The sequence below is a fragment of the Paraburkholderia hospita genome, from assembly GCF_002902965.1.
Lineage (GTDB): Bacteria > Pseudomonadota > Gammaproteobacteria > Burkholderiales > Burkholderiaceae > Paraburkholderia > Paraburkholderia hospita.
In genome coordinates this window covers 2,443,357-2,464,813 of sequence record NZ_CP026105.1, presented here as the reverse complement: position 1 = coordinate 2,464,813, position 21,457 = coordinate 2,443,357, and the positions used below count along the sequence as shown (strand labels likewise).

22 protein-coding genes and 1 tRNA gene are annotated in these 21,457 nt (G+C 62.9%); 9 read left to right on the top strand and 14 right to left on the bottom strand.

Features of this window, described 5'->3' with window-relative positions:
- Positions 1–104 precede the first annotated feature (104 nt).
- From hemP to C2L64_RS11125, 4 genes are all read right to left on the bottom strand, one after another.
- Positions 105–380 carry a hemin uptake protein HemP gene (gene hemP, locus C2L64_RS11140; RefSeq protein WP_007590423.1) on the bottom strand — a complete coding sequence of 92 codons (276 nt, stop codon included), beginning with the start codon at positions 378–380 and terminating at the stop codon, positions 105–107.
- 143 nt (positions 381–523) lie between these two features.
- Positions 524–1,015 (bottom strand): SRPBCC family protein, encoded by a 492-nt coding sequence (locus C2L64_RS11135; RefSeq protein ID WP_007590424.1) that lies wholly within the window; start codon positions 1,013–1,015, stop codon positions 524–526.
- 39 nt (positions 1,016–1,054) lie between these two features.
- Complete coding sequence (locus C2L64_RS11130) at positions 1,055–1,453, bottom strand: OsmC family protein (RefSeq protein ID WP_007590427.1); 399 nt, start codon at positions 1,451–1,453, stop codon at positions 1,055–1,057.
- Positions 1,454–1,606: 153 nt separating this feature from the next.
- Positions 1,607–2,479, bottom strand: coding sequence for a pirin family protein (locus C2L64_RS11125; protein WP_007590429.1), 873 nt, complete (start codon positions 2,477–2,479; stop codon positions 1,607–1,609).
- Between the two features lie 122 nt (positions 2,480–2,601).
- On the opposite strand from C2L64_RS11125, the gene C2L64_RS11120 reads away from it, so the two are divergent.
- On the top strand, positions 2,602–3,582 hold the full coding sequence (locus tag C2L64_RS11120) for a LysR family transcriptional regulator (RefSeq protein ID WP_007590431.1): 981 nt from the start codon (positions 2,602–2,604) through the stop codon (positions 3,580–3,582).
- A gap of 386 nt (positions 3,583–3,968) precedes the next feature.
- On the opposite strand, the gene C2L64_RS11115 is transcribed toward C2L64_RS11120, so the two are convergent.
- Genes C2L64_RS11115 through C2L64_RS11105 form a run of 3 tightly spaced genes read right to left on the bottom strand, consistent with a single transcriptional unit; the run spans position 3,969 to position 5,905 of the window.
- Positions 3,969–4,388 (bottom strand): ExbD/TolR family protein, encoded by a 420-nt coding sequence (locus C2L64_RS11115; RefSeq protein WP_007590433.1) that lies wholly within the window; start codon positions 4,386–4,388, stop codon positions 3,969–3,971.
- A gap of 16 nt (positions 4,389–4,404) precedes the next feature.
- Positions 4,405–5,136: a MotA/TolQ/ExbB proton channel family protein gene (locus tag C2L64_RS11110; protein ID WP_007590435.1), complete on the bottom strand. Its 732-nt coding sequence runs from the start codon at positions 5,134–5,136 to the stop codon at positions 4,405–4,407.
- 43 nt (positions 5,137–5,179) lie between these two features.
- Positions 5,180–5,905, bottom strand: coding sequence for an energy transducer TonB (locus C2L64_RS11105; protein WP_007590436.1), 726 nt, complete (start codon positions 5,903–5,905; stop codon positions 5,180–5,182).
- On the opposite strand from C2L64_RS11105, the gene C2L64_RS11100 reads away from it, so the two are divergent.
- A complete protein-coding gene (locus C2L64_RS11100; protein ID WP_133061288.1) occupies positions 5,895–6,131 on the top strand; it encodes a hypothetical protein in 237 nt (78 codons plus the stop codon). The two genes, C2L64_RS11105 and C2L64_RS11100, sit on opposite strands and share 11 nt — an antisense overlap.
- A gap of 26 nt (positions 6,132–6,157) precedes the next feature.
- On the opposite strand, the gene C2L64_RS11095 is transcribed toward C2L64_RS11100, so the two are convergent.
- The 6 genes from C2L64_RS11095 to C2L64_RS11070 all read right to left on the bottom strand — a co-directional run bounded on the left by C2L64_RS11095 (position 6,158) and on the right by C2L64_RS11070 (position 11,673).
- Positions 6,158–6,394 (bottom strand): (2Fe-2S)-binding protein, encoded by a 237-nt coding sequence (locus C2L64_RS11095; protein ID WP_007590439.1) that lies wholly within the window; start codon positions 6,392–6,394, stop codon positions 6,158–6,160.
- 239 nt (positions 6,395–6,633) lie between these two features.
- Complete coding sequence (gene murI, locus C2L64_RS11090; protein ID WP_407671680.1) at positions 6,634–7,527, bottom strand: glutamate racemase; 894 nt, start codon at positions 7,525–7,527, stop codon at positions 6,634–6,636.
- Positions 7,528–7,641: 114 nt separating this feature from the next.
- Entirely contained in the window at positions 7,642–8,121 is a 480-nt protein-coding gene (gene bfr / locus C2L64_RS11085) for a bacterioferritin (RefSeq protein ID WP_007590442.1), read from the bottom strand.
- 173 nt (positions 8,122–8,294) lie between these two features.
- On the bottom strand, positions 8,295–9,818 hold the full coding sequence (locus C2L64_RS11080; protein ID WP_007590444.1) for a fumarate hydratase: 1,524 nt from the start codon (positions 9,816–9,818) through the stop codon (positions 8,295–8,297).
- A 60-nt stretch (positions 9,819–9,878) separates the two neighbouring features.
- Entirely contained in the window at positions 9,879–10,496 is a 618-nt protein-coding gene (locus tag C2L64_RS11075; protein ID WP_007744871.1) for a TIGR00645 family protein, read from the bottom strand.
- 277 nt (positions 10,497–10,773) lie between these two features.
- Entirely contained in the window at positions 10,774–11,673 is a 900-nt protein-coding gene (locus C2L64_RS11070) for a DMT family transporter (protein WP_007590449.1), read from the bottom strand.
- A gap of 444 nt (positions 11,674–12,117) precedes the next feature.
- On the opposite strand from C2L64_RS11070, the gene acs reads away from it, so the two are divergent.
- The 4 genes from acs (at position 12,118) to C2L64_RS11045 (ending at position 16,799) form a co-directional block, all read left to right on the top strand.
- Entirely contained in the window at positions 12,118–14,100 is a 1,983-nt protein-coding gene (gene acs, locus C2L64_RS11060) for an acetate--CoA ligase (protein ID WP_007590451.1), read from the top strand.
- 165 nt (positions 14,101–14,265) lie between these two features.
- Positions 14,266–14,631, top strand: coding sequence for a DUF4212 domain-containing protein (locus tag C2L64_RS11055; protein ID WP_007590452.1), 366 nt, complete (start codon positions 14,266–14,268; stop codon positions 14,629–14,631).
- On the top strand, positions 14,628–16,646 hold the full coding sequence (locus C2L64_RS11050) for a sodium:solute symporter family protein (RefSeq protein ID WP_007590453.1): 2,019 nt from the start codon (positions 14,628–14,630) through the stop codon (positions 16,644–16,646). The genes C2L64_RS11055 and C2L64_RS11050 overlap by 4 nt, the downstream gene beginning before the upstream one ends.
- A 62-nt stretch (positions 16,647–16,708) precedes the next feature.
- Positions 16,709–16,799, top strand: a tRNA-Ser gene (locus C2L64_RS11045).
- Positions 16,800–17,370: 571 nt separating this feature from the next.
- Here the strand turns inward: C2L64_RS11045 and C2L64_RS11040 are convergent.
- Positions 17,371–18,294 (bottom strand): LysR family transcriptional regulator, encoded by a 924-nt coding sequence (locus C2L64_RS11040; protein ID WP_007590454.1) that lies wholly within the window; start codon positions 18,292–18,294, stop codon positions 17,371–17,373.
- A 102-nt stretch (positions 18,295–18,396) separates the two neighbouring features.
- Here C2L64_RS11040 and C2L64_RS11035 point away from each other — a divergent pair, with 102 nt between their 5' ends.
- From C2L64_RS11035 to C2L64_RS11025, 3 genes are read left to right on the top strand one after another with little or no spacing between them, the layout of a single operon-like run.
- Positions 18,397–19,299 (top strand): HpcH/HpaI aldolase/citrate lyase family protein, encoded by a 903-nt coding sequence (locus C2L64_RS11035; protein WP_007590455.1) that lies wholly within the window; start codon positions 18,397–18,399, stop codon positions 19,297–19,299.
- A 48-nt stretch (positions 19,300–19,347) separates the two neighbouring features.
- Positions 19,348–20,553, top strand: coding sequence for a CaiB/BaiF CoA transferase family protein (locus C2L64_RS11030; RefSeq protein ID WP_007590458.1), 1,206 nt, complete (start codon positions 19,348–19,350; stop codon positions 20,551–20,553).
- A 27-nt stretch (positions 20,554–20,580) separates the two neighbouring features.
- Positions 20,581–21,417, top strand: a complete 837-nt coding sequence (locus C2L64_RS11025) for an amidohydrolase family protein (RefSeq protein ID WP_007590462.1) — start codon at positions 20,581–20,583, stop codon at positions 21,415–21,417.
- The last annotated feature ends 40 nt before the right edge of the window (positions 21,418–21,457 follow it).

The following is a 21,457-nucleotide window of genomic DNA, read 5'->3' as shown; positions in this document are numbered from 1 at the left end:
TAGATCTCGCGTGCAAGCCGTCGTGGCTGGCTAGTGCCCAACACCTCTCTGGGAGGTGGTCCCCACAATACCCTGTACTAAAACAATCTTTACTGCGGCATTCGTTACTTCGTCAGAATCAGTTTGCCCAGTCGCGTTGCGCGCAACTGATACGTCTCACCGTTGTGCATGATGCTCACATGGGTGCGGCCCTGAAGCAGCGCATCGCTGCGCAGCACGCGCTCGGACGTTTCTGCTGTCGACGGCGCTGCGTCGTTGCCGTTGGCCGCATGGCGTTCCGCAGGCGCCGTCGTCACGGATTTGGCGGGGCGACTGGTCGTCAGTGCCGCTGCCGCGGGGCGGCGCAGGCTAAGCGTGGAAGAGCGTGTCATGTTCGTCATGCTTGCCGTTGGTATTCGTCGATTCGTTAGATTGATTCTAAATGATAACCATTCCCATTTACAAGGTTTCAAAATTAATCGGTTTGACGTTTCGATAGGCGAGGGGATTTGCGCCGCCTGAAGGCTTTGGCGGCGCGCGGGATTTAGTGCAACTGGTCAGGCGTATTGCGCGCGCTGACGAACTGGCGGATCAGGCGGACCGTATCGATGTCCGACTCGCGATACGCCGATTTCACGATCTCTTCCGTTTGATGCGCGTCCGGGTCGACGTTTTCGTCGGCGGACGGCAGGCTCGTCCTGTACTCGAAGCGCAGGAAGAGTTGCAGCTCGTCGGGCTGCTCGATGGTCATCGTCAGCGAGCCGCCGACGTAGTCGGCCGTCGCGCTAATGTCGTAGCGCACGCTTTTTTGCGGCGTGAGCGTGACGTGATCGCGCACGGTCGCATGGCCGTAATGCAGCTCACGCTCCATCGTGCTTTCCGTGCGCGACAGGATCGAGCAGCTGTCGAGGCCCATCACGAACAGCTGCGGCTGCTCCGCGCGCAGCACGAGCCCTTCCCACAGCTGTTCGCGCGTCAGCGATTCGACGAGCGGATTGAGCGGATCGTTGATCTGAATGAGATGTTCGAAGTTCAAGACGACAGCTTCCTCTTAAAGCTCAAAATTCACGCAATATCAGGCAACGGCCAGGCCCGTGCGGATCGAGATCGGATTGCTCAGGATCTTGTGCACGGGACATGCATTGGCGATTTGCAGGAGTCGTTCCTGCTGTTCGTCCGACAGATTGCCCGTCAGGACGATCTGGCGGTCGATCGCCGTGCCGTCGCCTTCTTTCTGCATCGACAGCGTCACGCGCACTTCTTCGAGCGGCCAGCCTTTACGCTGCGCGTACATCTTCAGCGTAATCGACGTGCACGCGCCGAGGCTCGACAGCAGCAGCGAGTTCGGCGTCGGGCCACGATCGCCGCCGCCCAGCGACTCGGGCTCGTCGGCGAGCCATGTGTGTGTGCCATCGTCGAACAGCACCTGGAAATCCGTCGAGCCGATGTGTGCGGTGACCTTCGTGTCTGCCATGCGCGCTCCTGTGCGGGACGTTGAGTTGGAACGTTCAGTTGGAACAATAGCGCCGCGCGGCGCAGGACGCGGCGCGCGGCTCGAACCGCTATTGTGAACGAATTTGCTGCGATTCGCGGTTGAGTGCCGGTCCGCGAAAAGCCGTATGGACGACTAGTGTGTGATCTGTCCCATGCGGCCGGCCTGATAGTCGATGACAGCCTGACGGATTTCGTCTTCCGTATTCATCACGAACGGGCCGTAACGGACGACGGGCTCATTCAGCGGCACGCCGCCGAACAGCAGCACCTCGAGCGGTTCAGCGCCGGCGGCGATCGTCACCGTGTCGCCGTCGTTGTCGAACACGATCATCTGCTGCGCGTCGATTTCGAGCCGCTCGTCGCTATACAGGCCTTTTCCCGACAGCCCGTAAGCGAACACGCGATAGTCGCGCGGCACAGGATGCACGAGCTGCGCGCCAGGCTGCAGCGTGAAATGCTGGTAGAGGATCGGCGTGCGCGTTTCGATCGCGGCCTTCACGCCGAGTGCCTCGCCCGCAATCACTTTCACGCGCACCTTGCCGTCTGCAGATGTCGCGACGGGAATCCCCGCCGACGGCATTTCCTGATAGCGCGGCGCGATCATCTTGTCGCGCTTGGGCAGGTTCACCCACAGTTGCAGGCCGTGCACGCGGCCGCCCGTCGCGATGAAAGAAGGATCGGGCATTTCGCTATGCACGACGCCCGCGCCCGCCGTCATCCATTGCACGTCGCCCGCCCGCAGCGTGCCCGAGTGGCCCGCCGAATCCTTGTGACCAAACTGGCCTTCGAGCACGTAGGTGACCGTTTCGAAGCCGCGGTGCGGATGATCGGGCGCGCCTTTCGCCTCGCCGGGCGCGTAGTCGATGGGGCCCATTTCATCGAGCAGCAGAAACGGGTCGAAATCCATCAGCATGCGGGTCGGAAACGGGCGGTGGACGACGAAACCGCCGCCTTCAACCGTGCGTACGGAAGGATACGTGCGTTCGATCGTGCGGGTCGCGCTCATCAAAATCACCTCGAAAATTGGGGAATAGCGTTATTTCTGAAACATAGGGCTATTATATGGACCGTTTTGGGCCGTAACAGGCCGTCTACCGCAATGGATTGTTCTGCTAGTGAAACGATGACATGAAGATCGATTCGCATAACCTGAATGACCTGATGTACTTTTCGCAGGTCGTCGAACACGGTGGGTTCTCCGCCGCTGAACGCGTGCTCGGCATTTCGAAGTCGCGCCTGTCGCGCCGGCTGACGGAGCTGGAGGCGTCGCTGGGCGTGCGTCTTTTGCAGCGCTCGACGCGCAAGCTCGCGCTGACGGAAGCGGGGCAACTGTTCTACCAGCACTGTCAGGCGATGCTGTCGGAGGCGCAGGCGGCCGTCAACGTCGTGCAGCAGTTGCGCTCGTCGCCGCGCGGCACGGTGCGCGTCAGCGTGCCCGTGACGATCTCGCAGACCATCATGTCGCAGATCATGCCGGAGTTCATGCACCGTTTTCCGGAAGTCCGCGTCGTGGTGCGCGTGACGAATCGCGTGGTCGATCTGTTCGAGGATTCGATCGACGTTGCGCTGCGCGTGCGTTCGGAGCCGCCCGAGAACGCGAACATCGTCGTGCGGCCGTTGTGGCGCACGCAGCAGATGCTGGTCGGCGCGCCGAGCCTGCTGAGCCAGAACGCACCGCCGCTCGAGCCCGCGGACCTGAAACGCTTCGAAACGCTCGATACGCCCACAGGCGACGGTCGCCACGTCTACAACCTGATCGCGCCCGACGGCACGCGCCACGCGCACGACCACGAGCCGCGCCTCGTCACGGCCGATCTGATGATGATCCTGGAAGCGGCGCTCGCGGGCGTCGGCATCGCGGCGCTGCCGGAAATGATGTACGGCGCCGCGCTGCGCAGCGGGCGCCTGTCGCCCGTGATGCCGGGCTGGACGCTGCCGTCGCCGCAGCTGTATGCCGTTTTCCTGTCGCGGCAGGGCATGGTGCCCGCGGTGCGGACCTTCGTCGACTATCTCGTCGAGATGCTCGATCCCGACACGGGCAAGCACATTCAACAGGAATGCCCGGAGCGCGAAGCGAAGAATCTGCGGCTGAAAGCGGCTGTGGCTTAACGAAGCCGACGCGTACTTTCACGCGAACGCAGGAAGTGAAATACCTTTTCGCCATGCAAGCGCGGCCGGCGATGGATACTTTCAATGGCCGCGGGCTTGAATGGAAAAGCCCACGGGCTTATATTGAAATCCCTTCGCTAAGGAGTGTCCTATGCGAAAAATCACGGCCGCTTTGATAGCGAGCCTGATAGGGCTGACAGCGTTGTCCGTGTCGACCACGGCTTTCGCATGTGGTGATCAGGTCCAAAGCACAAGCAATGGTAAATGATCCCACCGCCCGAAGGCGCCGAGTGCGCATGAAAAAAGGCCTTCATCCGACGATGAAGGCCTTTTACTTTTAGCCCTGAAAAACAGGGCTTTTGTTCGAACGGAAGAGGGCGGCGCGTTTATTTGGCCTTCGGTTCCGTGACGAAACCGATCTTCGTCAGGCCGCCCGCCTGGGCCGCCGACATCACCTGCGCGACCTTTTCATACGCGACCTTGCGGTCCGCGCTCAGATGCAGTTCCGGCTGCGGTTCCTGCTGCGCAGCAGCGGCGATCTTCGCCTGCAGCATGTCGTCGGAGATCTTCTGTTCGTCCCACATCAGGTTGCCGTCGGCGTCGATCGCAATCGTCACCTGCGCGGGCTTTGTATCTTCCTTCTGGCTGCTCGCGTGCGGCAGATCGATCTTCACCGCATGGCGGATCACGGGGATCGTCACCATGAACACGATCAGGAGAACCAGCATGACGTCGACGAGCGGCGTCATGTTGATTTCATTCATGAGGCCGTCGTCATCGTCGCCGGCGAAAGGGCTCATTGCCATCGCTATGTCTCGCTATTTAGTTGGCGCGGGTCGCGAGCCGAAGACCGTCTCCGCGTTTCGACGACGACAGGCGGGCGCCCGTCACGAAGAACGCATGGAGGCCGTGTGCAAAGCGGCTCAGCTTGCTGACGATGCCCTTGTTGGCACGCGTCAGCGCGTTGTAGCCGAGCACGGCGGGAATGGCGACGAACAGGCCGAAGGCCGTCATGATGAGCGCTTCGCCTACGGGGCCGGCGACCTGATCGATCGACGATTGACCCGCTGCGCCGATCGACAGCAGCGCGTGATAAATACCCCACACCGTCCCGAACAGGCCGACGAACGGCGCCGTGCTGCCGATCGACGCCAGCACCGCAAGGCCGCTCTGCATGCGCGCGACGCTTTCGTCCATGGTGTCCTTCAGGCAGCGCGTGACCCAGTCCGACACGTCCATGCGGTCGTGCAGATGCGGCTGCGTCTGATGATGGTGATCGGCGGCTTCCTGGCCCGACAGCGCGAGCGCGAGGAACGGGTTCTCAGCCGGCGACGACGTGTCGCGGCCGAGCTTCTTCATGCCGTCGGCGAAATCGTCCGAATGCCAGAACGCCTTTTCGGCGTTCTTCGTGAGGCGGCCCAGACGCATCACGTTCCAGCTCTTGACAACGATCACGCTCCACGACAGCACCGACATGATCAGCAACGTCACCGCGATGCCGCGTGTGACGAAATCCCCTTGTGCCCAGACGTGGGCAATACCGTAGTTCTGCATGGCAATTCCTTTTTCTTTTGAGATCCTGGTCAGCTGATCAATATCAATTGTTCAGGCTGAAGTCGAACGGCTGGACGGCGGGCACGCGAGTCGGCTCGCCGTCCACCAGATAGGGTTTGCACGAGCTCGAGCGAATCGCGTCGAGCGCGGCCTGATCGAGGCGATCGGAGCCGCTGCTCTTCTTCAGTTCGACGTTTTCGATCCGGCCCGACGCCGACAGAATGAACTGCACGACGGCGCGGCCCGTTTCGCCGCGGCGGCGCGACATCGCCGGATAAGTCGGCTCGATGATGCTGCAGTTCAGGTGCGACGCGTCCTTGGGCGCGGTGATCGACATCACCGTTTTTGCCGCGGGCGCGGCCGGTGCGGGCGCAGCAGGTGCTGGCGGCGCGGGCGGAGCCGGCTCGGGCGCGCTGATCTCGTGCTGCGACGGCGCTTGCGCGACGGGCAGTGGAGTCGGCGTGGGCTTCGGCGTCGGGCGCGGCTGCACCTTCGGCTTGACCTTCTGGATGGGCACGGGCTTCGGCGGCGGCGGGGCCGATTCGATCGCGACAGGCGCAGCGGCAGGGGGCGGCGGCGGAAGCAGCTCCGCCGTGATCGTGCGCTGGGTCTCAACCTGCAACGGCGCAACTTCGCGCACCGTGAACGCAATAGCGAGCGCGATAACGTGAAGTCCGATGACGATACCCGTCACCGTGGCGATACGCGGGTTGATTCGGGCGGAAGCGTCCGGCGCGAAGCCGGTTGGGAGAGAAGGCGTGGCCTGCATGGTTAGCGTGGCGGCGCGCCGGCAATGCAGCACGTCATGCAAAACAGCGTCATGTTCGGAATATCAGCAACGAAATACAAACGGTGGTCAGAAAACCGATCAGCAATTCCATCTCGAACTCCTCGAAGAATGGCGTCGCTGGCTGGTGTCGGACTGGCTTGCTGACGGCGGAAACGAAAAAATTACAGCGCCCGATAATGGCACGCTTTTCGAAGCACTATGTTGAAACGCGTCAAAGGCCGGGAACCGGCTTCAGGCTGCCTTGCGTTCGTAGAACGTCAGCGGCGCCGCTTGCGTGTGATGCTCGACGCCACAGCGGCTCGCACAGACGCCGCTTTGCGCCATCACGTCCCGTACGGACTCCTCGCACTTGCCGCAGCACATGGCGACGCCGAGCTCGAACTGGAGCTCGTCGAATGAATCGACGCCTGCGGCGATCGTTGCACGGATTTTTCGGTCGGACACTGACTTGCACACGCAGACAATCATGACAGCTCGCGATAGCTAACGTTAATGCGAATTATTATCATTTTGTTTGGTCGGTTTGGCAAGCCTCCCAGGCAAAATTTTGTAACAAAACCAGCCTGTTAGAAGGGTTTCGTCCGGCACCGCACGATCGTTCAAGTGGCGGCGGGGCGTTGTGGGGGCGGGTTTCCGCCGGGTGGCGGCGTATTTGATGCGGCGGCGACGCATGGAAACCGCCAGCGGCACGGTGCCGTCCGCCAGCCTCAGGCGGCGTGCGAATCCGGCGTGATCGTACGGCGCGACGGAATGTGCACGCGCTCGACGGGCGCGTCGATGTCGAGCAGCGTCGCTGCGAGCTGTTTGAGATGCGCGCCGTCGCTGGTCGAGCAGAAGCGCGGCTGCGGCACGGCGTCGCGCGCAGGCGAACGCAGCCCTTGCTGGTCGAGCACGCGCTCCAGTTGCCGGGCGATCGCGACGCTCGTGTCGATCAGCGTCAGCCGGTCGCCGGCGATATCGCGGATCGCCGCATCGAGAAACGGGTAGTGCGTGCAGCCGAGCACCAGCGTATCGGCGCCGGCGTCGAGCATCGGCTGAAGGTAGCTTTCGATCAGCGCGCGCAGTTCGGGCGAGCCGATGTCGCAGCGCTCGACAGCCTCTACGAGGCCGTGGCCCGGCTGGCACAGAAAACGGCAGTCGCTGGCGTAGCGTTCGAGCAGCCCCTGGAAGCGGGCGCTGCGCAGCGTCACGCGGGTCGCGAGCACGCCCGCCACGCGCGATTTCGACTGCAACGCCGCCGGCTTCACGCCCGGTTCGACACCGATCAACTGAATAGGCAATTTTTCGCGCACCAGCGCGATCGACTGCGCGGTCGCCGTGTTGCAAGCGACCACCAGCGCCTTCGCGCCCTGCGCGACGAGCCATTCGCCGATCGCGAGCGTGCGGTCGGCGATGAAATCGTCGTCGCGCTCGCCGTAGGGCGCATAGAGCGAATCCGCGACGTAGATGAGCGCTTCGTCCGGCAGTTGCGAGCGGACCGCGCGCAGCACCGACAATCCGCCGAGACCCGAGTCGAAAATGCCGACGGGCGCGCGCGGATCGAGCGAGGTGAGCGGCGGAATCGAAGCGGACGTAGCGGAGGCGGGGGACGAAGCGGTCATGGTTTCAACGGAAGCCATATAAGAAAATCCGCGCAGCGCCTGTGAGCAAACGTTGCGCGGATCGGACCGCAGAAGTGTATCAGGAGTGGGGACCCTCCCAGCTCGGGTGTCGTCTTATTCTTCCTGCGAGCCCATCGCCGACTGCTGGTAGTTCTGGATGCCGACCTTGTCGATCAGGTCGATCTGCGTTTCGAGCCAGTCGATATGTTCTTCGGTGTCGTCGAGAATCGTCGTGAAGATTTCGCGCGAGATGAAATCACGCACCGACTCGCAATAAGCGATGGCTTCCTTGCACGTACCCTGCGAGATGGTTTCGAGCTTCAAATCGCATTCGAGAATTTCTTTCGTTTCTTCGCCGATCAGCAGCTTGTGCAGGTCTTGCAGATTCGGCAGGCCATCGAGCATGAAAATGCGTTCGATCAGCAAGTCGGCGTGCTTCATTTCGCCGATCGATTCGTCGTACTCATGCTTGCCCAGCTTCTCGAGACCCCAGTGCTTGTACATCCGCGCGTGCAGGAAATACTGGTTGATCGCGGTCAGTTCGTTCTTCAACTGGGCGTTCAGATATTCGATGACTTTTTTATCGCCTTGCATGACGTTTCCTCTTCAAGAGCTGGGTTTTCCAACAACAATAAACGTCTGAAAACTAAAAGCCAAGGACGAATATGGTTGTTGAGAATCATTCACGCAATTTTATTTGTATTTCGCGTGAACAATAAAAAAGCCGGGACTATAACGTCCCGGCTTCGGTAAAACAAAGAAAATCTTTAAGCAGTCGCGACGGGAATCTTACCGATCTTCGCCTGCCATTCCTTCGGTCCCGTCTGGTGCACAGACGTGCCGTTCGAATCGACGGCGACCGTCACGGGCATGTCCTGCACGTCGAATTCATAGATGGCTTCCATGCCGAGATCTTCGAACGCGAGCACCTTCGCGCTGCGGATCGCCTTCGACACGAGATACGCCGCGCCACCCACGGCCATCAGATACGCCGCCTTGTGCTTCTTGATCGCCTCGATCGCGACGGGGCCGCGCTCGGCCTTGCCGATCATCGAGATCAGGCCGGTTTGCGCGAGCATCGTTTCCGTGAACTTGTCCATGCGCGTCGCGGTGGTCGGGCCTGCCGGGCCGACCGCTTCGTCGCGCACCGGGTCGACGGGGCCGACGTAATAGATCACGCGGTTGGTGAAATCGACGGGCAGCTTTTCGCCCTTCGCGAGCATGTCGGCGATGCGCTTGTGCGCGGCGTCGCGGCCCGTCAACATCTTGCCCGACAGCAGCAGCGTCTGGCCCGGCTTCCACGACGCGACTTCTTCCGGTGTCAGCGTGTTCAGGTCGATGCGCTGGCTCTTCTCGGTGTCCGGTTCCCACTGCACCTTCGGCCATGCGTCGAGCGACGGCGCCTCGAGCTTCGCGACGCCCGTGCCGTCCAGCGTGAAGTGCGCGTGACGCGTGGCCGCGCAGTTCGGGATGATCGCGATCGGCTTCGATGCCGCGTGCGTCGGTGCGGCCATGATCTTCACGTCGAGCACCGTCGCGAGGCCGCCCAGACCCTGCGCGCCGATACCGAGCGCGTTGACCTTCTCGTGCAGTTCGACGCGCAGTTCTTCGATCCAGTCCTGCGGGCCGCGCGCGATGATGTCCTGAATGTCGATCGGGTCCATCAGCGATTCCTTCGCCATCAGCATCGCCTTTTCAGCCGTGCCGCCGATGCCGATGCCGAGCATGCCCGGAGGGCACCAGCCCGCGCCCATGGTCGGCACGGTCTTCAGAATCCAGTCGACGATCGAATCCGACGGGTTCAGCATCGCGAACTTCGACTTGTTCTCCGAGCCGCCGCCCTTGGCCGCGACTTGCACGTCGACCTTGTCGCCCGGCACGATCTCGTAGTGGATCACGGCGGGCGTGTTGTCCTTCGTGTTCTTGCGCGCGCCTTCGGGCGGGTTCACGATCGACGCGCGCAGCACGTTGTCCGGGTTCAGATAACCGCGGCGCACGCCTTCGTTGATCATGTCAGTGACGGACATCGTCGCACCATCCCAGCGCACGTCCATGCCGACCTTCACGAACACCGTGACGATGCCCGTGTCCTGGCAGATCGGGCGCTTGCCTTCGGCGCACATGCGGCTGTTCGTCAGAATCTGCGCGATCGCGTCCTTCGCGGCCGGGCTCTCTTCGAGTTCGTACGCGCGGCCGAGCGCTTCGATGTAATCGAGCGGATGGTAGTAGCTGATGTACTGCAGCGAGTCGGCAATACTCTGGATCAGGTCTTCCTGTTTGATGACGGTCATGGCTAGGCTCAGTGGGGCATTGTGGCGCTTGTTATCGCGGCCGCGTGACGACGCGGCCGGTCAGACGCCTTCAGGGGAGTTGGAAATCGTTGTGTTCTTGCCGGGCATCGCGCCGCCGCGGGCTGCGGGCTCGTGAAAATGCTCCGGGTGCGTGTGCGTGGTCAGCCGGTCGACGAATGCCATCACCAGCGCGGACACGAGGAACGTGACGTGGATGATGACCTGCCACATCACGGCCTGCTGCGTGTGCTTGTCCGGGTCGATGAAGGTCTTCAGCAGATGAATCGACGAGATGCCGATCAGCGCCATCGACAGCTTCACCTTCAGCACGCCCGCGTTCACGTGGTCGAGCCATTCGGGCTCGTCGGGATGACCTTCCAGGCCGAGGCGCGAGACAAAGGTTTCATACCCGCCGACGATCACCATGATCAGCAGGTTCGAGATCATCACCACGTCGATCAGGCCGAGCACGACGAGCATGATGTTGGTTTCGTCGAGCGTCATCGCGTGCGTGACGAGGTGCCACACTTCCTTCGCGAACAATACGACGTAGACGCCTTGCGCGACGATCAGGCCCAGATACAGCGGCACCTGCAGCCAGCGGCTCATGAAGATCACGGAGGGCAGAAGGCGCATGCGGCGCGGCTGGCCGGACAGAGTGGGGCGCGGAGCGGTCATGTAGGGTCGACGTAGTGTTGGCGCTTCTTGGTGACGGATCGTGGCGACGGATACGGCGGGCACGGACGCGCTCGCATCGACGGCGGCGGATCACGTGAAAAGCGAACGACCGGCAGTCAGCGGCACGGCGGTGAAACCGGCCGGCAAGGCGCGTTGGGCGCGATATTGTACAGCGTGATCCGTGACAGCCATGTCGAGGCGGGCACCCGGGCACTTAGCGCCTAAGACAGCATGGCGCGGCGGCGTGCGCCATGCTGTGCTTTCTGCCGATTTCGAGCTAAGAAGCGACGGGCGGCACGCGCCGTGCCTTCAGGCTCGCCAGAGCGATGCCCGCGACCACGCAGGCGAGCGCGATGCCATGCGCGAGCGTCGGCCGTTCGTCGAGGAACACGATCCCGTAGATCGCGGCGGCGACGGGCAGTACCGCGCTGAACACGCCAGCGAGACTGCCCGGCACATGGCGGATGCCCTTCATCCACAGCAAGAACGAGAAGATGCTCGCCGACAGGCCGTACCACAACACCAGCGTCCAGATGCCGACGGGTACGCTCGTGTAATTGAAGGCGAACAGCGACGACACGCCGAGCGGCAGCATCAGCAACAGGCCGAACAGATGTGTGTACGCGCAGATGTCGATGGGCGCGAGCGTCTGCGTGAGCCGGCGCGACAGGATCACATAGAGCGATTCGCAGCAAACCGCGCCGAGCACCATCAGGTTGCCGGCGAACGAACTCTCGCTGGATGGGCCCGTGGCGGCGCCCGCGTGCGCGAGATTGATGACGACCACGCCGGCGATCGCCAGCGCAATCGACGCCAGCGCGCGGCGATCCGGCTTTTCCTTGAGGAAGATCCACGAGAACAGCGCAACCACGGCGGGAATCGTGCTCGTGATGACACCCGCCGCGACGGCGCTGGTTCGATGCACGCCGTTGAGCATCAGCAGCGTAAACCCGAATGTGCCGAACAGCGCCTGCAGGAAAAGGTTGAGCCATTCGCCCGCTTTCACGCGGCGCAGCTTGTTCACGCGCAGGAGCGGCCATAACACGGCCATGGCGATCACGAAGCGCAGCAGGGCAAAGAGGGGAACGGGAACGAACGCGACAATCGACTTGCCGATGCCGACGTTGCTGCCGACGAGCAGCATTGCGGCGATGAGGAACAGTGAGTAGCGGTTCAAGCTGGAATCCGGACGGCTAGATCAGTTAGCATTGTAAAAGGGCGCTAACAAGGGCGCAAAGCGGGGCTGCGTCGTCCGGCGAGCCTTGCGGACTGCTTGCAGCGCGGCAAGCATACGCGCCGCACCTGGTGTTTAGCCTGACGCACGCTCGACCCGCACGTAAGAACGCGGTAAGTTGCAACGCTTATCGTGGGAAGTGATCGAAGCTGATGAAGGCATGCGGCGCGCCCGATGTGCGATGCCGCAGTTGTCATTCGCCGAATCGCTGTGTGCTCATCGCTGCCGATGCGCACGAGGGTGGGAGACACGCCGCAGGACAACATCATGCGGCGCCACGATGACGGGTATGACGATATGGAGCGACGCGCTGCGCCGGCCACGGCTGGCACGCATCGCGCGCGCACCCGCAAGGATTGACGTTTCATCTTCACCAAGGGGTAGTCGATGTCTGCGATTGAATCGGTTCTTCAAGAACGCCGCGTGTTTCCGCCTTCCGCCGAAGTGACGGCGCAGGCTACTGTGTCCGGCATGGACGCGTACAAGGCGCTCGTCGCCGAGGCCGAGCGCGATTACGAAGGCTTCTGGGGCAGGCTGGCGCGCGAGACGCTCAGCTGGAAAAAGCCCTTCACGAAGGTGCTCGACGAATCGAACGCGCCTTTCTACAAGTGGTATGAAGACGGCGAACTGAACGCGTCGTACAACAGCATCGACCGTCACGTCGAGGCGGGCAACGGCGAGCGCGTCGCGATCATCTTCGAAGCCGACGACGGCACCGTCACCAACGTCACGTACAACGACATGCTGCAACGCGTGTCGCGCTTCGCAAACGCGCTGAAAAAGCGCGGCATCAAGAAGGGCGATCGCGTCGTCATCTATATGCCGATGTCGATTGAAGGCATCGTCGCGATGCAGGCATGCGCGCGGATCGGCGCAACGCACTCGGTCGTGTTCGGCGGGTTCTCGTCGAAGTCGCTGAACGAACGTCTCGTCGATGTCGGCGCGGTCGCGCTGATTACCTCCGACGAGCAGATGCGCGGGGGCAAGGCGCTGCCGCTGAAGAACATCGCTGACGAAGCGCTCGCGATGGGCGGCTGCGAGGCCGTCAAGAGCGTGATCGTCTACCAGCGCACGGGCGGCAAGATCGGCTGGGACGACACGCGCGATCTGTGGATGCACGAGGTCACCGCAAACGAATCGGACCAGTGCGCGCCCGAGTGGGTCAGTGCCGAGCATCCCCTCTTCATCCTCTACACGTCCGGTTCGACGGGCAAACCGAAGGGCGTGCAACATAGCACGGGCGGCTATCTGCTGTGGGCCGCGCAGACGATGAAGTGGACCTTCGACTGGAAGCCCACGGATGTCTTCTGGTGCACGGCCGATATCGGCTGGGTCACGGGTCACAGCTACATCACGTATGGGCCGCTTGCGCTCGGCGGCACGCAGGTCGTGTTCGAAGGCGTGCCGACGTATCCGAACGCGGGCCGCTTCTGGGACATGATCCAGAAGCACAAGGTCACCGTGTTCTACACCGCGCCGACGGCAATCCGTTCGCTGATCAAGGCAGCCGAAGCCGACGCGAAGGTGCATCCGAAAAGCTACGACCTGTCGACGCTGCGCATCATCGGCACGGTCGGCGAGCCGATCAATCCGGAAGCGTGGGTGTGGTACTACGAGAACGTGGGCGGCTCGCGTTGCCCGATCGTCGATACGTGGTGGCAGACGGAAACGGGTGGCCACATGATCACGCCGCTGCCGGGCGCGACGCCGCTCGTGCCGGGTTCGTGCACGCTGCCGCTGCCGGGCATTATGGCCGCGATCGTCGATGAGACGGGGCAGGACGTGCCGAACGGGCAGGGCGGCATTCTCGTCGTCAAGCGCCCGTGGCCGGCGATGATCCGCGCGATCTGGGGCGACCCGGAGCGCTTCAAGAAGAGCTACTTCCCCGAGGAACTCGGCGGCAAGCTATACCTCGCGGGCGACGGCTCGGTGCGCGACAAGGACACCGGCTACTTCACGATCATGGGCCGTATCGACGACGTGCTGAACGTGTCGGGCCACCGTCTCGGCACGATGGAGATCGAGTCGGCGCTGGTCTCGAATCCGCTGGTGGCGGAAGCGGCCGTGGTTGGCCGTCCCGACGAGACGACGGGCGAAGCGGTGTGTGCGTTCGTCGTGCTGAAGCGCTCGCGTCCCGAAGGCGAAGAAGCCGCGAAGATCGCGGCGGAACTGCGCAACTGGGTCGGCAAGGAAATCGGTCCGATTGCGAAGCCGAAGGACATCCGCTTCGGCGACAACCTGCCGAAGACGCGCTCGGGCAAGATCATGCGCCGCCTGTTGCGGTCGCTCGCGAAGGGCGAGGAGATCACGCAGGATGTGTCGACGCTGGAGAATCCGGCGATTCTCGACCAGCTGGGCGAATCGCGCTGATCTTGCGCAACCGCGACGACGTAAAGATTTGAAGCAGCAAACGGCGCATCCGATATGGGTGCGCCGTTTTTTCGTAGGCTTGAGATGTCGTCTCGACCCGCCGCGCGAAATCGTTGCGTGGACAACCCGGATTGCTGATGCAACACCTTTTTGATAAATAGGCGCATGGCCGCGCCACACCACACCTCGCGATTCACGATCAATCCCGTGCCCGAGCCGCCGCCCGTGACGGCGGCGATGGCGCGCGCGCACGCGCGCTACTGGCGCTTCAACGTCATGCTGATCGTCGCGTTGATGCTGATCGGCTTCTTCGTGTCGTTCATCGTGCCGCTCATCGCGCGAAACATCGAGCACGCGCGCTTTGCGGGCTTCAGCCTGCCGTTCTATATGGGCGCGCAAGGGGCGATTCTCGTGTACCTGCTGCTGATCGTCGTGTACATCGTGCTGATGCAACGCGCCGACGCGGCGCTTCTGCGCGCGCTCGCAGCCAGCGCGACCGACGACTTCGCCGAGCGCGCAGCCGACCGATGAAGCTCGCGCATCGGCTGATCCGCTCGTATTCGCTCTACACGATCGGCTTTTTGATCTTCATCTATCTGCTCTGGCGTATCGAGGCGGCTAGCGGGCCGGGCACGTGGATCGGCTACGTGTTCCTGTTCGTGCCGATTGCCGTGTATGCAGTAATCGGCCTGCTGTCGCGGACTTCCGATCTCGTCGAATACTACGTAGCGGGGCGGCGCGTGCCGTCCGCGTTCAACGGCATGGCGACGGCGGCGGACTGGCTGTCGGCGGCCTCGTTCATCGGGCTGGCGGGCACCTTGTACGCAACGGGCTATGACGGTCTCGCGTACATGATGGGCTGGACGGGTGGCTATTGCCTCGTCGCGTTTCTGCTTGCGCCGTACGTGCGCAAGCTCGCGCGCTACACGATTCCCGATTTTCTCGGCACGCGCTTTTCGAGCAACGCGGTGCGCGGGCTTGCTGCGCTGTCGGCGATCCTGTGCTCGTTCGTTTATCTCGTCGCGCAGATCCAGGGCGTCGGACTGATCGCGACGCGCTTTATCGGCGTCGACTTTGCGATCGGCATTTTCTGCGGGCTCGCGGGCATTCTGGTGTGCTCGTTTCTTGGCGGCATGCGCGCGGTGACGTGGACGCAGGTTGCGCAGTACATCATCCTGATCGTGGCGTTCCTGATTCCTGTGTCGATGATTGCGCACAAGGACGGGCTCGGCTGGGTGCCGCAACTCAACTATGGGCGTCTGATGGAGCGCGTCGAGTCGCTCGAGCGCCAGGTGCGCGATGCGCCATCGGAGCAGTCGGTGCGCGACGACTACCGGATGCGCGCAGCGCTGATCCAGACGCAGATCGACAGCCTGCCGCAGTCGTATATCGACGAGAAGGGCCGCCTTACCGTGCAACTTGACGATCTGCGGCGGCATAACGGACCGCTGCGCGAGATCGCCGATCTGGAGCGGCGCATCGCGCGCTTTCCGCGTGATCCAGCGACGGCGCAGATCGTGTGGGCGCAGCAACGCGACGAGATGATGCAGCGCGCAGCGCCGCCCGTGCCGATGCATGAGCCGTTTCCCGCCGCGAACGAGGACGAGAGGCGGCTGCATCTGCGCAATTTCCTGTCGCTGCTTCTGTGCCTCTCTCTGGGGACGGCGAGCTTGCCGCATATCCTCACGCGCTACAACACGACGACGTCGGTCGCGTCGGCGCGGCGCTCGGTTGGCTGGACGCTGTTCTTCGTCGCGCTGTTCTATCTGACGGTGCCCGTGCTTGCGGTGCTGATCAAGTACGAGATTCTGTCGAATCTGGTCGGGCATCGGTTTTCCGACCTGCCGCAATGGGTGATGCAGTGGCGGCATGTCGAGCCGTACCTGCTGAGCATCGCCGATGTGAACGGCGACGGCATCGTCCGCTGGAGCGAGATCCAGATGCAGCCGGACATGGTCGTGCTCGCCGCGCCGGAGATTGCCGGGCTGCCGTATGTGATGTCGGGGCTGATTGCGGCGGGTGCACTGGCGGCGGCGCTTTCAACCGCCGATGGCCTGCTGCTGACGATCGCCAATGCGCTTTCGCACGACGTGTATTACCACATGGTCGATCCCGAGGCGTCGAGCCAGAAGCGGGTGACGATCTCGAAGATCCTGTTGCTTGGGGTGGCGCTGTTTGCGTCTTATGTGGCGTCGCTGAATACGGGGAACATCCTGTTTCTGGTGGGCGCGGCGTTTTCGCTGGCGGCGTCGAGTCTTTTTCCTGTGCTCGTGCTTGGGGTGTTCTGGAAGCGGACGACGCGTCTGGGCGCGGTGGCAGGCATGGTGGCGGGGCTGGTGGTGTGCATCTGGTACATCGTGTCGACGTATCCGTTCTTCACGCAGCTGACGGGCTTTGTCGGGCCCCGCTGGTTCGGTATCGAGCCGATCAGCTCGGGCGTGTTCGGCGTGCCGGCGGGGTTTCTGGTGACGGTGCTCGTGAGCCTCGTGGACCGGAAGCCGGATGCGTATACGCGGGCGCTGGTGGACTATATCCGCCATCCGTGATGGTTGGCCTTTCGGACGGGGTGGCAATGGCGGCGGAATCTGCTATAATGCGCCTCCCCGCCGGAGAGATGGATGAGCGGTTTAAGTCGCACGCCTGGAAAGCGTGTATAGGTTAATAACCTATCCGGGGTTCGAATCCCCGTCTCTCCGCCACAATTCAATACTGCAACCCCGTTAAGCCGATGGCTTGCGGGGTTTTTGTTTTTCTTCGGGTTCGTGATTGGGTCCGGCTCTCGTTGGGGCGCTGGTTTTTTTCATGTGATCGCGACACTCCGCTGGCAATCCGGCGATGTCCGGCGTGCTCGGCTATCGCCGCACTGTCGGTCTGTCTGCACCGCAACTCCGCTCCCATTGGAATGTCCATTTCCTCGTCAGTCATGCACTTGAAATTTAGTATGACATATCAATTGCAGGATCCGAGGTTTTCGAACAGGCAGACCCCGGAATGCCGAGGCGCAAGCGCAACGATGGCGCACTACAAAAGCCCGGGTCTCGCCGATCGCATAGTTCTGAATTGACGCTTCCTGAGTGGCAGCCGTGCTTTCAAGCACGGCCGAATGCCTGACTTTGCGGCGACTCCATCAGCCGCTCGCTTCGCGCAATGCCTGTTCGGGCGAATGTATTGACATCGCCGGAGCGGGGCAGCGGCAGCCGAATCGCTCTAGTTACCACTTCCTGTTGTCATCGACGCAATCACATCGCCGACAACAGAGTAATAGGGCGATCACCCACCCGACCGACGCCGCCCAACCTTCTTCCCATCGCCACCGCTATCCCCATACCCAAGCACCCCATCGGCACACTGCAAAAACCCCTTGATCAACCGCCCACGCGGCGACGTCTTATGCCACAGCACACCGAACCGCCGCGGCTCCGTCGGCGTCGGCAGCGCGAGCCTCGCGACCTTTAGCGTAGTCGTCAGCGGCGACACGATATCCGGCACCAGCGACACACCGAGTCCCCGATCGACCATCATCGCAATCGCCATCAGCGAATTCAGTTCAAACACTTCACGTGGAGCGATCCGCGCCGACCGCAGATATTGATCCGCCTGCTTGCCGCCGCCGAGCGAGCGGTCATAACGGATAAACGGCTCGCGCCGCAGCAGTTCATGCGGGTCCTCATCCTTCAGCCGCGCCGGCGCGAGCACGACAATCGGTTCCTCGCGCAGCAGATGCCAGTCATACGCCTTCGGCAGCGCAAACGCAGGATGCAGACAGACGGCAACGTCGAGATCACCACGTTGCAAGGTCTCATACAGTTCCATCGACGTCCCCGCGCGTATCAGCACGTTGGCCTGCGGAAACGCGCGCGCGAACGCGGCCAGCACGTCCGGTAACAACGAGAGCAGCGCCGTCGTGATCGTACCGATGCGCAATTCGCCCGCAGCTTCGTCTTCAAGCGCGAACGCCTTCAACTCCGCGGATTCACGCACGAGGTTCCTCGCACGCGCGATCACGCGATGACCCGCTTCCGTCGGAATCACCGTGCGCCCCGCGCGCACGAGCAGGGGCACGCCGAGTTCGCGCTCGAGCGCCTGCACCTGCTGCGCGATCGCCGCAGGCGTCACGCCGACGCGCCGCGCGGCCTCGGCCATCGAGCCCGTATCGACGACCAGCAGCAGATTACCGAGAAAGTTAATGTCCATGACGATAGATATTCTATGGTTTGAAGATAGACGCAGATAGTTTATCTAAAACCTGTCTCTCCGTAGACTGGTTGCCAGCCAATAAGCAACTGGAACGGAGACATGAGAAGCAAGCTGTTCGTGCCGGCATCGCGCCCGGAGCTGTTCGCCAAGGCGCTCGCGAGCGCCGCCGATGCCCTCTCGTTCGATCTCGAAGATGCCGTCTCACCGGAGCGCAAGCCGCAAGCGCGTCTCGCGCTGCGGGATCTGTTGCGCGACAGCGCGGTGCGCGAGCATCGCAAGGTGCTGATCGTGCGCGTCAACGCGCTCGACACGCCGTTTTTCCCCGCCGATCTCGACGCCGTCGTGCATCCCGGTCTCGACTACCTGAATCTCCCGAAACCCGAAAGCGCGGACGACGTGCGCGCCGCTGCCGCCGCGCTCGAACAGGCCGAGCAGGCAAATGGCGTGAGCGTGCCCGTGCGCTTGCTGCTCAACATCGAATCGCCGAAAGCGTTGCGGCGCGCCGCGGAACTCGCCGCCGCGCATCCGCGCGTCGCCGGGCTGCAACTCGGGCTGGGCGATCTGTTCGAGCCGCTTGGCATCGCGCGTCGCGAGCAGGCGGCGATTCAGCAGGCGATGTTCACGCTGCGCATCGCAGCAGGCGAGGCAAACCTCTTCGCGTACGACTCGGCGTTCGCCAACATCAAGGACGAAGCGGGCTTCCGCGCCGAAGCGCAGCTCGCGCACGCGATGGGCTTCCTCGGCAAGAGCTGCATCCACCCGAGCCAGATCGCGCTGGCCAACGACGTGTTCCGTCCGTCCGACGCGGACATCGCGCATGCGGTGCGCGTCGTCGAAGCAGCACGCGATGCGCAGAGCAAAGGCCTGGGCGCGTACGTCGTCGACGGCAGGATGATCGATCCGCCGTTCTTCGAGCGCGCGCGCGCGCTCGTGCAGCACGCCGCGCGTCTCGAACTGCTGACGGGCGAGCAGCGCGCAGTTGTCGGCAGCACAGCTTTGTAAAGCAACGCACTCTCGTTGCACACACATCGAATCGAGTTGGAGAAACAGATGCAACAACCATCGCAATCAGCCGACGCACGACAGCAGGGACCGCTCGCCGGCTTGCGCGTGCTCGACCTGAGCGCCTATATCGCGGGGCCGTACGGGTGCACGCTGCTCGCCGATCAGGGCGCCGAGGTCATCAAGATCGAGCCGCCTTCGGGCGACAACCTGCGCAAGTATCCTTCGACGCTCGAAGCCGAAAGCCGCGCCTTTCTCGGCGTGAACCGCGGCAAGCGCGGCCTCGCGCTGGACCTGAAACAGCCCGAAGCGCTCGCCGTGATGATGCGCCTCGTGAAGACGGCCGATGTGCTCGTGCACAACTTCCGGCCGGGCGTGCCGGAGCGCCTCGGGATCGGTTACGAGCAGTTGCGCGAGGTCAATCCGCGGCTGATCTATTGCGCGGTGACAGGGTATGGCGAAACGGGCCCCAACCGCGACAAGGCGGGCTACGACCAGGTCCTGCAAACGATGACAGGCATCTGCTCGCTGCAAGGCCGCCATGGCGGACCGCCTGAAATCGTGTATGGCTCGGTGGTCGACTACTATGCGGCCGCGTTGGTCGCGGCGGGCGTGTCGTCCGCGCTGTTCGACCGCGAGCGCAGCGGCGCAGGTCAGTACGTGGGCGTGTCGTTGCTGCGCAGCGCGCTGGCGATGCAGTCGGCCCGCATGATCTGGGCCGACGACGAGCCGAAAGAGGTCGGCCGCGATATGCGCTCGGGCGGCATCACGGGCATTCATCCGACGCGTCAGGGTTATCTGTATCTGTCGGCGAACACGCCGCATTTCTGGCAGGCGTTGTGCGAAAAGACGGGCCTCAAGGATCTTGCGGAGAATGAACGCTACGACACGGTGCGCAAGCGTGCATTGCATTGCGGCGAAATCGTTCCGAAGCTTCGCGCGGCTTTGCAGGTTCGCACGGCGCTCGAATGGGAAACGCATTTCGGCGACGCCGTGCCGTGCGCCGCGGCCCGCGGCATCGAAGACATGTTCGACCATCCGCAGGTGCTCGCCGAAGACATGGTGACCGACTTCGAGTATCCGGGTGTGGGCCGGTATCGCGGCTTCAAGCATCCGATCCGTTTTGGCGCGACGCCGTTACCCGAGCCGTTCGCGGCTCCCGCGTTCGGCGAGCATTCGGACGCGGTGCTGCGCGACGCGGGATGCTCCGACGCGGACATCGAAAGTCTGCGCGAGAAGCGCGCTGTGCTGTAGAGATCCGCAAAAAAGAAGGAGACACGCATGGACTTACATCGGCACACGCCACCAGGCGCTTGCGATTCGCACATCCACATCTATAACCGCGCGTTCCTCGCGCATCGCGACGCAGCAGGTTTTGTCGACACAGCGGATGTGGCAGCGTATCGCGAAGTGCAGGCGCGGATCGGCACGCAGCGCGTGGTGATCGTGACGCCGCGCATCTACGGCACCGACAACGCCGTGACGCTCGATGCGATTCGCCAGTTCGGCATCGCGAATGCGCGCGGCGTCGCCGTCGTGCGTCCCGATGTGACGGACGCCGAGCTTGAAACGCTGCACGCGGGCGGCATTCGCGGCATCCGCTTCACGCTCTATACGCCGGCGAACGCCGTGGTCGGCTTCGACATGGTCGAGCCGCTGGCAACACGCGTGGCGGAACTCGGCTGGCATGTGCAACTGCATTGGACGGCTGCGCAGATCGTCGAGCACGAAGCGCTGCTCGCGCGTCTCCCATCGACGATCGTGTTCGATCATTGCGCGCGCCTTCCGTTGCCCGATGGCGCGGCGCACGCGGCGTTTCCCATCGTGCGCCGTCTCGCCGATGCCGGACGCGCGTGGATCAAGCTGTCCGGCCCATACCTCGATTCGATCGAAGGGCTCGACCGTCGCTACGCAGACGCAGCGCCGACAGCGCGTGCATGGATCTCGGCCGTGCCGGACAGGCTGGTGTGGGGCAGCGACTGGCCGCACGTGACGGAGACGCACAAGCCCGACGATCCCTTGCTGCTCGATCTGCTCGGTGAATGGACGAACGATACGGCCACGCGCGATCGTATCCTCGTCGACAACGCGGCAACGCTATACGGATTCGGCAATTGAGCGCCTTGCACTGAAAAGTCCTGAAGAGACGACCCGCCAA